Source organism: Vibrio phycocola (assembly GCF_054404255.1).
The window spans coordinates 83,506-97,317 of record NZ_JBTAMQ010000007.1 but is presented as its reverse complement, the minus strand read 5'-3'; the positions used below and the strand labels follow the sequence as shown (position 1 = coordinate 97,317).

Below are 13,812 nucleotides of genomic sequence, written 5' to 3'. Positions count from 1 at the left end.
GCATGCATGTGCACTTGGTGCTCTAAGATTCAGCGCTGGCCCAGTGTCGCTTACTGTCTGACTGGAAAAATTTATGTTCTACCGCGTGTTCTAAGTCAATATTAAATTCAGACGCTAACGCTGAAAGTAAGACGAAGGTATCGGCGATCTCATTCGCGACTCGCTCTTGTGAAAATGCGTCGTAGTTTTTTGACCAGAGCCGTTTCAACTCCGCCGATATTTCCCCCACTTCTTCGGTCAGTAATATCTGAATTTTGATCGGGTCGGTTACAAATCCGCGCTGTTTGCGAGTATCGACAATTCTACGTTGAATTTCTCTAAGATCTGACAAAACCTAACTCCTATTTATTCTGGCACTACGTATTATTACGCTATTTACCTGAAAACGAATGCCCAGTTACTGTCCCAAAAACAACACAGACAAAAGTGCAAGTAAAGCGGGTAACCCTTGGACCACTATAATTGAGCGTTTAACCGAATAGCTTCCATACAATGCAGCGACAACGACGCAACTCAAAAAGAAAAGTTGTATCTGCTCGCCAAAGGCTGTGTTTGAATGAAACAACCCCCAGAGCAAGCCAGCTGATAGAAAGCCATTGTATAAGCCTTGATTTGCGGCAAAAACCGTAGTCTGCTCAGCTTCTTCTTGTGATAAACCAAACACTCGTCGCGTTCTTGGCTTAGTCCAAAGAAACATCTCGAGAACCAATATATAAGCATGTTCAATTGCAACCAACGCAACTAATACTTGAGGCAGTAAACTCATTTAAATAATCCTTGTATCGCCAGAGCCATCGATTTTAGTTTCATTAATGACTGGGAGAGTTCATCACATACGCTCTGAAGAAGATGATGGTTGAATAGATCATTGTCACAGACATTAATGCTTCAGACAGCATGCTACAGATTAATTGAGCGAACGGAAAGAAGATTGCTACTAAATCTAAAAGCCCAAGTATTACGAACTGAATACAAACAATAATAAACAGTATGAAGAAAAGTTTGAGTGTTAGGCCTTTTGTTTCCTTCCAGCTAACACCAAATGCTTTAATAGGAGATTTACCATTTAACACGATTTCAAATTCTGAAAAAGCGAGGCGAGCGCCATAAATACAGCCAGGAATAATAAAGACAATAAGCCCCACCACCACAACGACCCCATACATAATGTAAGAGATAAATAAGTTATGCCACTCTGATAATGAAACCGTCAATTCTATTTCTCGACCGGATGCAACAGACGCCATAAATTTAATGAAGCGCACCATCAAGTAAGTATGAATCATCCCAGTAAGAAAAAAGTATAATAAGCCGTTCCAATACGAAGGATACTGAGAACCGATATACTCGATAAGAGGGGATCCAGCGCTAGTGATAATAATGAAGGGGCCAAAAATTTTAAAGACAGACCACCAGTTCATCTTTAAAAAATAAAAACTTTCGTTAAACAGTTCTTTCATTTTCGCCAACTGACTCGATTTATTTGGTATCAGTATACTGAATGTACGGATATCGCCTATAAGCCACATCAAATACTGACTCTTTTTGTTTATTTTGAACAGCCGCGCTTACTTCAACGTATTTCTCCAGCGACCATCTTTAAATGCAGCCAAAAGTGTTTTAGCACGACCTTCATCCAATTCGGTAAAACAGCGCTTGGTCGAAAAGAAGTCATTCAATCCTTCTATGTTTCTCAAGTCTTGTCGCGTGACACCGGAATATCCCATCGTCCACTCAGAGAAATCTCGTTCTTCAACTAATTCCACAATAACCTTTTTGACATTATCATGCAGTGGGTCTTTGGCTATCTTCTCATAAAGCGCTTCGACAACTTGACGATCGCCCTCTAATACTTGGAAAAATGATCCTGCGTCGTAAAGTAACATCCCAGTCACATTGATACTCGCATTATGCTTACGAGCTTTTTCCAATAACGCGGTAATGTCGTCATGAGTAAATTGTTCGGTTGCAGAGCTAGAATAGATACAACGGATTAACTCTATTCCACTTACACTATCGCTCATATTCAACTCCTCCAAAGCTTATAAATGTGAATATAAATACGGTTCACATAATCACCAAGAACGTATCATAAAATAATAGCTGGGATCTCTATATTCACATTAATGTGACGATCAGAATTTAATAAAAATGAGTTCTACTTCAATGATCTGACAGCAAAACTGCGATTTTATAGGTGGAAATACGACGAAAAATTCAAGCAATACGATGAAAAACCCTTCAAATTCTAGAGCAGCATAAAAGAAAAAAGAGCCGCTAATTTCTCAACGACTCTTTCTAATTTTTTTATTATCAGTGAGTGATTCTAAATAATTCGTTCACCAACATTGATGGCCGATTTATTTTTTTTACTCGAGGAACAAGCGGCTCCATGTGAACAACCCATACATTTCACCCCTTTCTTCTTATCTAAAACAACTTTTGCTAGAGAAAGCCCTAAAATGAATAAAATTACGAGTGCGACAATGACATTTTCCATAACTCTCTCCTATGATGCGCATAAGCTGATTTGTTTTGCTTCTTTCACAGAGCCTTTCTTAACTAAATGCATAACAATGCCAACCAAGACTAAACAAGCAACTAAGCCATATACAAAGCCCTGCCCGACCGCACCAGTCGTTAAATACGTGCCGATTTGATAGGTTAAAAAAGCTGCCACATAGCCAACACCAAATTGGAACGCAATGCCACCAAGCAACCACTTCTTATTTTCTAGCTCTGCGTTCATCGCACCAATAGCGGCGAAACAAGGTGGTGTAAATAGATTAAACACAAGATACGCAAATGCAGCGACAGAAGAGAGCCCCATAACACTTGCGACATCGGCGCCACCGGATACCAAAGCAAGTTCCTCGGTATCGATGAAGTTCGTAATGCCGTACACAACAGCCAATGTACCAACGACATTTTCCTTCGCAATAAAGCCAGTAATCGCGGCTGCAGCAAGTTGCCATACTCCAAAACCTAATGGAATTAAGATAAAGGCAAACGGAGAAGCAAGGCCAGCTAAAATACTCGTATGCTCGGCACCTTCGGCAACAATTTGAAGCTGCCAATTGAATGTTTGCATAACTTGCACCACAGCGTTGCACAACAAGATAATCGTACCCGCTTTGATAATGAAGGCTTTTGCACGCGAGAAGGTTGACACGATGGCTCGAGAAATACTCGGAAAACGATATTCTGGCAATTCAAGGATAAAGAACGACCGTGTATGTTTTTCACCAGTGATGCGTACGATTAACAAAGCACCCACGATGATGAGCCCTATTCCGGCAAAATACATGCTTGTTCCGACCCATGCTGCATCTTGGAAAAAGACGCCAGCGAACAGTGCGATGACAGGGAGTTTTGCTCCACAAGGCATAAATGGAGTAAGCATTGCCGTTGTTCTGCGCTGTCTTTCATTTTGAATCGTTCTGGTCGACATGATGCCTGGGATAGCGCACCCAGTCCCGATAACCATTGGAATGATCGATTTTCCAGACAACCCAACTTTCTTAAAAAACCGGTCCATGATGACAGCGACTCGTGCCATATAACCACTGTCTTCTAATAAAGCTAGCAAGAAGAAAAGAACCATAATTAATGGAAGAAACCCAATAACCGCTCCAACACCACCAATGATACCATCCAATAATAGAGCACTGAGTAACGGAGACACGTTGTCCCCTAATAAGCCTTCAACCATGCTATATAACGCATCTATCCAACCGACGAGAAGATCGGCAAGCAACGGACCAATATGGGTTTGAGATAATGAAAAAACGCACCACATCACAACAGCAAAAATTGGAAGTCCAAACCATTTGTGTGCCAAGATACTGTCTGCGTGATCGTGACGAGTCTTTAGCGAACTTTTTACTTGGCGACTTTCAACGTCTTGAACCAGTGTTTTTACAAAATCGAATCGCTTAGCATCCAATGCTTTCACCGAGTCGACATCTTTTAGCTCCGTCCCTTTATTCCCATCAAAAGGAGCAACCTGTGAATGCCCCCCAATGGAAATTGCGCTTTCAATAACGTTATCCAACCCATTATTGCGGCTCTTTATCGACGCAGTTTCAACGATAGGACAGCCGAGCTTTTCGCTCAATCGAGCAACATCAACGACTGTTTGTCGCGCTTGGTTTAAATCACTTTTGTTTAACGCAACGACAACGGGGATGCCAAGTTCAAGCAATTGTGTTGTAAAGAAAAGGCTGCGACTTAAATTGGTTGAATCAACAATATTTAGAATCACATCGGGTTGTTCATTGAGAATATAGTTTCGAGTGATCGTTTCTTCAGATGTAAAAGGAGACATCGAGTATGCGCCAGGCAAATCGACCACTTTGATCTCGCGGTCAGATTGACTAATCGTAGGTTTAACCAACCCTTCCTTCTTACTAATCGTGACACCGGCCCAGTTGCCGACTCGCTCTATCTTCCCCGTAAGAGCATTAAAGAGTGTCGTTTTGCCGCTGTTGGGGTTACCTGCTAATGCAATTTTCATCGCCTTTCTCTCTCTTTCATTCAATCGCCGAATAAGTAAGCCCTACTTATTCGGTGCGTCGCGTTAAACCAATTGGACCATTCTGGCTAAATCTAAATCGATGCTATATCGAGCATCTTTAATGCTGATAACGTAGGTGTCTGAAAGGACCGATACTAGTGTTATCGATTCACCTTTAAAGCAGCCTAAAGTAAACAAAAACTGCACAATTTCTTCGTTATCTTGAATAACCTCTTTTATCTCATATTCCACATTTAACTCAGCATGTGAGAGATTTTTAACCGTGATAACGTCTTCGTTGCTTAGTTGCTTTCCAAATAAAAAGGAGAGTATTTTTTCAGGAAATGGGAACGTCATAGCTTTGTTCAAAATATTATCTCCAAGCAGTTAGAAGTAACATTGGACTTGCGTGTAATCACAGCCTGAGGTCACTCTCATATAAATCTAAATAACAATAATTTTCATTTCATAAGCACGTTAAATGAAAATTATTATCACGACAATAGTCCATGTCATAATTAGGGTTAATGAGAATAAGTGTTTAATGTTTGATTGACATAAATCAAACATTAAACGCCTTTACTACCGTTTTCGTTCTATAAAATGGCCAAAGAATACGACGAATTGAGCAAGTGCCCGACTGACGTTCAGCCGAGCAATCAAGCAATGGACATAACTTGGCTGGTTTAGTAATATTGAATACAAATAACAATCAATATCATTACTAAACTAGGTGAGCGTTTGAATTCAGCGAAATTAAAAAAGCAACAGAAGAAGCTGGAAAAGAAGGCCAGTAAAGTAACGACTCTTTCACCAAAGAAAATGAAAGGGTTGAAAAAAGCCCAGCGTAAAGAAAAAACAATAATTGACGACAATATGGTAGTGTCGCCTGATATCGCAATGAAGAATATCGCGACGATACCTATCAAAAACCCACCATGTAAAAAGTGCCCAGCATTAAAACTTGGCTTGTGTAAGTGCGCGGTTAAGAAATTTAAGATCGCACGTTAAATTCATCAATAAACTCTTTCAAAAAATAGAATAGATAATCCTTCTCCAATCACAAATTCGATAAATTTGGGAAGTGAACCGCTATTAATGAAACTGTAATTAAAGACTAAACAAGTAGTTTAATTCAATAACTTACTATTAACTTAATAATCAATCAGCTTAGAAGTTTCTATTAATGTTATCTAGCTCAACTGGTGAAACTCGATTCATACTGCTACAATTATCAAGGATATTTCAGATAGTTTGAGCTACGTAATAATGGAAGAAATGATGTACATCAAAGAGCGACGAAGAATATTTGGAAAAAATATTATTTTCGGTAAAATTACAACTCTAAAATATATATTAAAAAATTTTCGATTAGTCCGCTATGCTATCTATGCTACTTTATTTATCTCTCTTATAGTCCTCACTATTTATTCAATATCACATCAAAACATTGTTGAAAAAAGAATAGTTCTTCAGACTTCAGAAGTTCATACAATGAAAAATAGACTTATGGCTGAATATAAATCCGCCAGTAGCGATTTATTTTATTTTTCTCAGAGTGATATAGCAAAAACCGTATTGTTAACGAAAAGCCAACATGAAATACGCCATTTAACATCCTTATTAATAAACATTGGAAGTTTTGAAAATACTTATGACCAAATAAAATTATTAGATGCCCAAGGGCAAGAGGTACTTAGCGTAAGGCAAAACCCAGACCACACATTTTCAACAGTACCCAATCATCAACTTCAAGATCAAAGTGAGCGCTACTTTTTTAAAATAGCGTCTAGTTTAAACCCAGGTGAGATATACATATCAAAATACGATGTTAGTATCGAAACTGGTAAACTTGAAGCTTCTGTAAAACCAATGATTCGCTTCGCAATGGCCATACATAATGAACATGGTCAATTTCTTGGTGTCGGTATTATAAATTATCTTGGATTACGCCTAAACGATATCATTCAATATACATGATGGAGACATCGCCTATCTATTAAATGGTGCAGGTTATTACTTAAACAATGAAAATAAAGATAAAAACTGGACGTTTATTTTTCCTGAAAAAACACAAACATCTTTTGCGTCTGAGTATCCAGAGGTATGGGCAGAAGTAATACGAAATGGTACAGGAAACATTATACATAATAACGATGAATATTACTTTACCACTTTTAATCTAACTGACTTCCCTTCGAATCATGTTATTAATCATGAAAAATTATTTATTATTATGCATGTCCCTAAAGCTAGTATTTTTAAAGAAGATCAAATATTAAACACCGGGTTGTTCATAGGCATATCTCTCATATACCCATTAATTTTATTTTTAATATATAAACTTGCAATTTCGAGAAATGAACAAGATAAACTGATTGAAAAGCTAAATTTTCAAGCTTATAACGATTCTTTAACTGGTCTCTATAATCGACAAGCTATCTTTGATTTTCTGAGCAAAAATCTCCTAATTAGCCGCCGTAAAAGTACTCCAATCTCTATTGGTTTTGTTGATGTGAATGATTTAAAAAAAATCAATGATATAGAAGGCCATGAAGCTGGTGATGAATTAATAAGAGGCGTATCTAAAGCCATTAATACCTCTATCAGGCAATCCGACTTCGCTGCTCGTATCGGCGGTGATGAGTTTCTCATTATATTTATTGATTGTAATAGAGATAATGCCGAGGCAACGATGCTGCGAATTCAAAAAAATTATCAACAATTAGGAAAAGATATCGGGAAAAGCTGGAGCTTGTGCTACGGTTGCTCGCAAATGCGGGAAGGTGACGACACACCTGAAGCAATGATCGAACGTGCAGATAAGAAAATGTACGCTCAGAAAGAGCAAAGGAAACACGCACAAGATAATGTCAATTTACAAGTAGATAAAAAAGATCTCATTCATATCAGAACTCACAGTATGGACTTAGACAGTGTAACGCAATCTGTGCAGTCCTTAGACCAAAATGGGCATGTGATTGATATCAGCCCAGAATGGTTAATCTTAACGGGTTACACTAGAGAAGAGGCGATAGGAAAGCATTTTACCTATTTTCTTGACCAAGAATCCCAAAATTGTGTTAAAGAAAACTTCCCTCGCATCAAAGGGTATGGCTATGTAAATAATGTCGCCCTGATGATGAGGCGTAAAGATGGAACAATCATTCCAACGACACTAAATGGCACGTCAAAATACGACGACAATGGAGAGTTTACTCAAACGTTTTGCGAGATCACTACTCGTTAACAACCGAGAAAGCCTACTATTATTGGTTTGATGTCCAACATCTAACTTGGTTGCGCCAACGAGGAATATAAGATTTCGTTATTTGAGCTGAATAGACAGAGGTTCAGCTCCTCTGTCTATTCTAAGAACAAAGCTAAACTTTAAAGTGTCCAGTTAAATCATTCACTTTCGCGCCAGATGCTGCCAAAGAAGCGCTTATTTGACCTGCTTTTTGTAAGTCGTCACTTAAAGTATTCACCATCTGCTGGATTGTCACCAAATTCTGATTAATATCTTCTGCAACAGAGCTTTGTTCCTCCGCCGCAGATGCTGTTTGAGTCCCCATATCATAGATAGAGCTAACCGCACTTTCTATTCCAGAAAGCCTATCCTGAATAACAGAAGAGTCATTAAGGGTTTGTTCGCCTCTTGCTTGGCCAGCCGCCATCGTTGTCACTGCCAATTTAACCCCTGCTTGAAGTGATGACAGCATTTCACCAATCTCTTCCGTGCTTTGTTGAGTCCTACTTGCTAATGAACGCACTTCATCGGCAACAACAGCAAAGCCTCGCCCTTGTTCACCCGCTCGCGCCGCTTCGATGGCCGCATTGAGTGCCAACAAGTTTGTCTGCTCAGCAATACCTCCGATCACTTCGATCACGTTGGTAATTTTGTTGGTTTGGTCATTTAGAGATTCAATCGCACCAGATGTGACATTAACTTCATCAACCAACTGATTGATACCGGTCATTGCCGAAGTGACATCTTTTTGTGCTTCGAGAATCAATTGATTGGCTTCATTAATCGCTTCTGACGTGGCGTTGGTGTTGTTCGCAACTTCGCGAGACGTTGCGGCCATTTCTGTCACCGCAGTCACCACACTATCTGTCTCTTGGCTATGATTCTGCATTGTCTGATTTGATTGAGCGGTTTGTTGATCCAAATCTTTAGCCGCTTGCATCACCGCGATCGAGCTGTCTTTCACTTCACTCATTAAAGGCTGCATTTTGTTCATTAAGGTATTAAAAGCCTGACCGAGGGCTGCCAATTCATCATTACCTTTGGTTTCTAAACGACTGGTTAAATCTCCCCCACCTTGCGCAATATCGTTGAGCTTATCAGACATATTTCTTAATGGAATCAGTGCTCTATTAATAATTACACCAACGATAAAGACGGTAACCAATAAACCAATGGCCGAGATTAACATTGCAAAACGAGCGTCACTTAGAATGGTCTCACTCCGATGATCACGATAAGCATTCACCGCAACATCGACATCATCAATATACACACCGGTCCCTAACACCCAATCCCACTTTGAAAGATGTTCCGCATAACCCAATTTAGGCGCGAGTGCATCGATAGAAGGTTTGTTCCAAGAAAAATAAAGAAAGCCGTCACCTTGTTTAGAAGCATCAATCAAACCTGCAATGATGGGAACACCATTATCGTCTTTAAAACCATATAGGTTTTTGCCTTCAAGTTGCGGTTTAATTGGATGCATCACATTGACACCCTGAGAATCATAAGCAAAGAAATAGCCGTCGTCTGCAAAGCGCATGTTACCTAAGATTTGCTTAGCTTGTGCTATATTTTCTCCGTTCACATCAGCATCATAAAGTGCTTTAATCGCCGTTCGCCCCATTCTCATATGAGCTTTTAATTCTGTTTTTCGCGCTTCAATCAACTCTTCTCGGTATAAAATAGACTGTTGTTCGATGTCTCTTAGTCCATTCCAATAAAATACGCCCGTCACTAACAGTGTGACCACAATAAGTGGAACTATTGTAATAACCAGTAGCTTTCCACGACTTTTTAAGTTCATCATTTTTACTCAGCCTTGTTTCTAACTTAATTTGCAGTTACTTACCCTCTTAAAAACATAGCAGCAAAGACGCAGTTTCACTGATTCAAGACGTGACCTAGAATACGTTTTTAGCAACTAATTGATCAAAGAGGAGTCATAGATTAAAAGTGATATAAACATAGTTGCACCTTTTTACTGCAACGGCATTTTGTGTTGTAGGAAGCATGTTACTCGCTCAAAAAAATGAGTATTCTCACAATGCAAAAAGAATTAGTGGCTAAGTTAAAGTGAAGGGAAAAATAAGGAAAGTGTATTCAAGAAGAGTGAGTGAACAACGATAACGCCCCAAATGGATAATAAGTTGTCGTTACCGCAATAACTTTGTTTTGATCTCGAGATTACCGAAAACGTATGAGCCTTTTTAAAGGCTCACTACACGTTAAAGTCGTTTTTATCTAATAGCGATGCTAAAAACTTGCCAGTCGAATGATAATGTTTAACCAACAGTTGTGAAGCAAGATCGGCATTACGCTCTATTGTGGCATCCAACAATTTTTTATGTTCATCCGATACATTCCTGGACTTATAATTTGTTGTTCTTTCAGCCAAAAATCGATATCGAATATTTTGATCATAGAGCTGCTTAGAATAGCCCAAGAGTATCGGGCTTTGACATTGCCCGATCAACTCAATATGAAAAGACTTGTGTTTAGATTCCCATGAATCAAAGTCTGAAATGTCTGCGCGACTTAGGCGATGATGTAAGATTACAAGGTTTTCTTCCCAATCACTGTCACCAAGTTCGATGCTTTTACGTAGTGCTAAACTATCCAAATCACATCTGAGCATTAGGATTTCATTAAAATTGTCTCTACTCATCGGCGCAACCCGAAAGCCTCGTTGATCGATACGCTCAACTAATCCATCGGATGTCAGCAAACTCAATGCTTCGCGAATCGGAGAAGCACCAATATCCAAAAGCTCTTTGAGCGACTCAATCTTCAGCTTTTCACTTGGGGAAAACTCGCATTTTAGAATGCGAATTCTTAGCTGATGATAGACCCGATTAATCGCTGTTTTGCCATTCTGACTGTTCATTTCTTCATTCATAAAATCACTGCTTCAATATCTCGAATAATAATAACGCGGGTTAGCGACGATTCTCAGCACAACACTGATAGCATAGCAAAGCCACCGGTTTGACTTTGCGTAGTGCAATTTTATAGATTCAATAAGTTTGGTTCAATTGCCTCAGTTAAATTATCAACTACTGGCAAAGGTATCACTATAATTCTCTCTCAACTGAGCTTTTTGTACCTTACCCATTGTGTTTCTCGGTAGTTCATCGACAAAATACACTTTTTTTGGACGCTTAAATTTAGCAAGCACAGCTTGCGTTTGCCTCGTAATGTCATCAAGTAGTGTCGTGGTCTCTGTTTCTGCCACGACAACAGCAACGACAGCTTCACCAAAATCTGGGTGTGGTAACCCAATCACTGCTGATTCTTGTACACCGGGAATATCATCAATGACAGCTTCAATCTCTTTAGGGTAAACATTGTAACCACCGGAAATAATCAAATCCTTCGAACGACCAACGATTGAAATGTAACCATCATCATCACGTACACCGAGATCACCAGTCAAAAACCATCCTGAATCTCGCAGTTCTTCAGCGGTTTTCTCTGGCATCTTCCAGTAGCCAGAAAAGAGGTTCGGCCCTTTCACTTCAATTTGACCAATCTCACCGTTCGCCAACTCTTCGCCTGTCGTTGCATCACAGATCTTAATATCAACACCAGGAAGAGGAAAGCCAACCGTTCCAGGTCGTCTATCGCCATCATAAGGGTTAGACGTATTCATATTGGTTTCCGTCATACCATAACGTTCGAGGATCGCATGTCCAGTTTTCTCTTGCCAAAGCTGATGAGTTTCACTCAACAAAGGAGCGGAACCTGAAACAAAAAGCCGCATTGACGATACCGACTCTTTACTTAAATTAGGCTGTTGCAACAAGCGTACGTAAAAAGTTGGAACACCCATTAATACCGTTGATGTAGACATTTTCTCCATAATTTTATCTGCATCAAAACGAGGTAAGAATTGAAGTTTCGAACCGGCACACAATGTTATATTGATGGCAACAAATAACCCGTGAATATGGAATATTGGCAGAGCATGAATAAGCGTATCCTCGCGAGTAAATTGCCAATAGTCAGCCAAAGTCAATGCATTTGAAGAGAGCGCACCATGAGACAACATCGCGCCTTTGGATCGGCCCGTGGTTCCCGATGTATATAAGATCGCAGCTAAGTCATCTTTATTTCGTTTTACCTCAACGTATGCCGACTCAACCGTATTTCGTTGGTCAAATAAAGAGCCTTCGGTGCCGTTGGATGACAAAGTAAGCAATGCGTGCACATTTGCCCTATCGGCAACCGATTTAAGGGTCTTTTCTAAAGTGGGATCACAGACAAATACCGTAGGTTGAGCATCACTCAAAAAATACTCAATTTCGCTCGCCATATAATCCGTATTCAATGGCAAAAAGACACCGCCCGCGAGTATTGTTCCTAAATATAACTCGATGGTCGTAATCGATTTACCCACTTGAACCGCTACTCGATCCCCAGCTTTAACACCATTTTGTTGTAAAACCGCTGCCATTTTCTCAGCGTTATCAAACAATGTCTTGTAACTCACATGGCTGTCGTCGAGCAAGGTTGCAAACAGATTGTCTTCGTACCCTACACTTGCTTTACGCAGGGTATGTGCTAAATAATTTGCATGGTACATGTTTATCATCCTATTGATTTTTTGTGGAATTTCTTAATGGCTGCCGACGTATTTATTTTACCTTCAGACAAAAATTCCTCGTGATTTCGTTCGATTGATTTCAAGTCATATTCATAATTAACCATCAACCCCCAAGAATCGGAAATACCTTTACTTGAAGAGTTCGCCCATAAATTAATCTGCTCAAGATGGGCTCCATTTCCCAAATGGAAACGCGAAACAGGGTCAAATGGGCCACCGTTCTTATGTTTCGCATCGAGTAGGTACTGGCATGCTAATCGATTCAACTGACTACTGTTTTGAGCTTTAAATTCTTCATCAAATAGAGTGTTACTATCGGTTAAGGATTGGACAAGAGTCGTGCTTGCTTCGTCTAATTCGGGGTTAGTTGCGATCCATTTCCTTAGCCCAGGAACCGGAGACATCGTGATAAAGCGTTTTAAGTTAGGTAACTCACGTTTCAACTCTTCCACGACCTGCTTGATTAAAAAGTTCCCGAATGAAATGCCTCTCAACCCGGCTTGGCAATTAGAAATCGAATAGAAAACCGCAGTCGTTGCTTCATTTGGCTCTAATATGTCTCTGTCACCAGATAATATGGATTCGATCGTTATGGGAGTGTGAGTCGTTAACGCAACTTCGACGAAAATTAGCGGCTCTGAGCGCATAGAAGCGTGAAAAAAACCATAAAGTCGACGATCCTGTTCTGCAACTCGCAAACGGAGATCGTCCCAACCCTTGATTTCATGAACCGCTTCGTAAGAGATTATTTTTTCGAGAATTACTGCTGGAGTCGACCAATTGATCACTTCCATGCTTAAAAAGCCACGATTAAACCAGGAATTAAATAAATGGTTTAGATCATGATCCAAACTGGCTAAATTAGGTTCTTGTTTACTTAACCGAATCAAATCCTCACGCATACTAACAAGCGCTGCCGTGCCGCCTGGTGCTCGATTCAATATCCGAATAAGCTCTTGTGAACGAGGCTCAGAAGCAAAATGAATACTTCGTGCTTCCCTATTGCCCGCCGTTTCTCTCCATTTAGCAAATGCCGCTTCTAACGCTACAACGTCAACACCAAAATCAGAGAAGAGTGCTTGAAAAAAAACGAGCTTTTCTTCATCAGTCAAAGATTGATAATTGTCGAGGATCTCACGTGAAAGCGCCAAACTCGTTGCTTCACCGGTATTATTTAACAACTGTTCACATTTATCCGCGAGAGGAAGTTCAACATTATTTGAGATCATGGTGCTACCTATTTCGGTAACGCGAACCACTAAATCTCCGATCATATTTGTCCAGTTGGGCATAACATACCTCATCTATCAAACGTAATAATATCGATATTATTAGTAATAACACTAAATCATCGCTAAAAACTATGCAAGTGTTAATTTTATGTAAACAGGAATGTAACAAATAAAGCCAATAAAAATGACAAGCGACAAAGTTTACTAT

The 13,812-nt window shown here is 39.7% G+C and carries 14 protein-coding genes; 3 read left to right on the top strand and 11 right to left on the bottom strand.

Going from position 1 to position 13,812, the window contains the following annotated elements; all coding sequences use genetic code 11:
• Positions 1 to 22 precede the first annotated feature (22 nt).
• The 7 genes from ACXJY6_RS10750 to ACXJY6_RS10720 form a co-directional block, all read right to left on the bottom strand.
• Positions 23 to 331: a hypothetical protein gene (locus ACXJY6_RS10750; protein ID WP_458768326.1), complete on the bottom strand. Its 309-nt coding sequence runs from the start codon at positions 329 to 331 to the stop codon at positions 23 to 25.
• A 66-nt stretch (positions 332 to 397) separates the two neighbouring features.
• On the bottom strand, positions 398 to 766 hold the full coding sequence (locus ACXJY6_RS10745; protein ID WP_458768325.1) for a DUF1304 domain-containing protein: 369 nt from the start codon (positions 764 to 766) through the stop codon (positions 398 to 400).
• A 43-nt stretch (positions 767 to 809) separates the two neighbouring features.
• Positions 810 to 1,529 (bottom strand): DUF7847 domain-containing protein, encoded by a 720-nt coding sequence (locus tag ACXJY6_RS10740; RefSeq protein WP_458768324.1) that lies wholly within the window; start codon positions 1,527 to 1,529, stop codon positions 810 to 812.
• 39 nt (positions 1,530 to 1,568) lie between these two features.
• Positions 1,569 to 2,024, bottom strand: a complete 456-nt coding sequence (locus tag ACXJY6_RS10735) for a BLUF domain-containing protein (RefSeq protein ID WP_458768323.1) — start codon at positions 2,022 to 2,024, stop codon at positions 1,569 to 1,571.
• A gap of 302 nt (positions 2,025 to 2,326) precedes the next feature.
• Positions 2,327 to 2,500, bottom strand: a complete 174-nt coding sequence (locus tag ACXJY6_RS10730) for a FeoB-associated Cys-rich membrane protein (RefSeq protein WP_456050235.1) — start codon at positions 2,498 to 2,500, stop codon at positions 2,327 to 2,329.
• A gap of 9 nt (positions 2,501 to 2,509) precedes the next feature.
• The gene (gene feoB / locus ACXJY6_RS10725; protein WP_458768322.1) at positions 2,510 to 4,516 is read right to left on the bottom strand and encodes a ferrous iron transporter B; all 2,007 of its coding nucleotides are present in this window, start codon (positions 4,514 to 4,516) and stop codon (positions 2,510 to 2,512) included.
• Positions 4,517 to 4,579: 63 nt separating this feature from the next.
• Positions 4,580 to 4,885, bottom strand: a complete 306-nt coding sequence (locus tag ACXJY6_RS10720) for a FeoA family protein (protein ID WP_458768321.1) — start codon at positions 4,883 to 4,885, stop codon at positions 4,580 to 4,582.
• Positions 4,886 to 5,257: 372 nt separating this feature from the next.
• Here ACXJY6_RS10720 and ACXJY6_RS10715 point away from each other — a divergent pair, with 372 nt between their 5' ends.
• The 3 genes from ACXJY6_RS10715 to ACXJY6_RS10705 all read left to right on the top strand — a co-directional run bounded on the left by ACXJY6_RS10715 (position 5,258) and on the right by ACXJY6_RS10705 (position 7,766).
• Positions 5,258 to 5,527, top strand: coding sequence for a hypothetical protein (locus tag ACXJY6_RS10715; protein ID WP_458768320.1), 270 nt, complete (start codon positions 5,258 to 5,260; stop codon positions 5,525 to 5,527).
• A gap of 258 nt (positions 5,528 to 5,785) precedes the next feature.
• On the top strand, positions 5,786 to 6,496 hold the full coding sequence (locus ACXJY6_RS10710; protein ID WP_458768319.1) for a PDC sensor domain-containing protein: 711 nt from the start codon (positions 5,786 to 5,788) through the stop codon (positions 6,494 to 6,496).
• Positions 6,477 to 7,766 carry a diguanylate cyclase domain-containing protein gene (locus ACXJY6_RS10705; RefSeq protein ID WP_458768453.1) on the top strand — a complete coding sequence of 430 codons (1,290 nt, stop codon included), beginning with the start codon at positions 6,477 to 6,479 and terminating at the stop codon, positions 7,764 to 7,766. Before ACXJY6_RS10710 ends, ACXJY6_RS10705 begins: the two co-directional genes overlap by 20 nt.
• A gap of 133 nt (positions 7,767 to 7,899) precedes the next feature.
• Here the strand turns inward: ACXJY6_RS10705 and ACXJY6_RS10700 are convergent, their stop codons facing one another.
• The 4 genes from ACXJY6_RS10700 to ACXJY6_RS10685 all read right to left on the bottom strand — a co-directional run bounded on the left by ACXJY6_RS10700 (position 7,900) and on the right by ACXJY6_RS10685 (position 13,664).
• Entirely contained in the window at positions 7,900 to 9,576 is a 1,677-nt protein-coding gene (locus ACXJY6_RS10700) for a methyl-accepting chemotaxis protein (RefSeq protein ID WP_458768318.1), read from the bottom strand.
• A 411-nt stretch (positions 9,577 to 9,987) separates the two neighbouring features.
• Complete coding sequence (locus ACXJY6_RS10695) at positions 9,988 to 10,665, bottom strand: GntR family transcriptional regulator (protein WP_456050229.1); 678 nt, start codon at positions 10,663 to 10,665, stop codon at positions 9,988 to 9,990.
• A 153-nt stretch (positions 10,666 to 10,818) separates the two neighbouring features.
• On the bottom strand, positions 10,819 to 12,351 hold the full coding sequence (locus tag ACXJY6_RS10690) for an AMP-binding protein (protein WP_458768317.1): 1,533 nt from the start codon (positions 12,349 to 12,351) through the stop codon (positions 10,819 to 10,821).
• Positions 12,352 to 12,356: 5 nt separating this feature from the next.
• Entirely contained in the window at positions 12,357 to 13,664 is a 1,308-nt protein-coding gene (locus ACXJY6_RS10685) for a malonyl-CoA decarboxylase domain-containing protein (protein ID WP_458768316.1), read from the bottom strand.
• Positions 13,665 to 13,812 lie beyond the last annotated feature (148 nt).

Coding starts and splice junctions, on each gene's coding strand:
- ACXJY6_RS10745 (WP_458768325.1), bottom strand. CDS start 766: ATGAGTTTACTGCCTCAAGTATTAGTTGCGTTGGTTGCAATTGAACAT.
- ACXJY6_RS10740 (WP_458768324.1), bottom strand. CDS start 1,529: ATGTGGCTTATAGGCGATATCCGTACATTCAGTATACTGATACCAAAT.
- ACXJY6_RS10735 (WP_458768323.1), bottom strand. CDS start 2,024: ATGAGCGATAGTGTAAGTGGAATAGAGTTAATCCGTTGTATCTATTCT.
- ACXJY6_RS10730 (WP_456050235.1), bottom strand. CDS start 2,500: ATGGAAAATGTCATTGTCGCACTCGTAATTTTATTCATTTTAGGGCTT.
- feoB (WP_458768322.1), bottom strand. CDS start 4,516: ATGAAAATTGCATTAGCAGGTAACCCCAACAGCGGCAAAACGACACTC.
- ACXJY6_RS10710 (WP_458768319.1), top strand. CDS start 5,786: ATGGAAGAAATGATGTACATCAAAGAGCGACGAAGAATATTTGGAAAA.
- ACXJY6_RS10700 (WP_458768318.1), bottom strand. CDS start 9,576: ATGATGAACTTAAAAAGTCGTGGAAAGCTACTGGTTATTACAATAGTT.
- ACXJY6_RS10695 (WP_456050229.1), bottom strand. CDS start 10,665: ATGAATGAAGAAATGAACAGTCAGAATGGCAAAACAGCGATTAATCGG.
- ACXJY6_RS10690 (WP_458768317.1), bottom strand. CDS start 12,351: ATGTACCATGCAAATTATTTAGCACATACCCTGCGTAAAGCAAGTGTA.
- ACXJY6_RS10685 (WP_458768316.1), bottom strand. CDS start 13,664: ATGCCCAACTGGACAAATATGATCGGAGATTTAGTGGTTCGCGTTACC.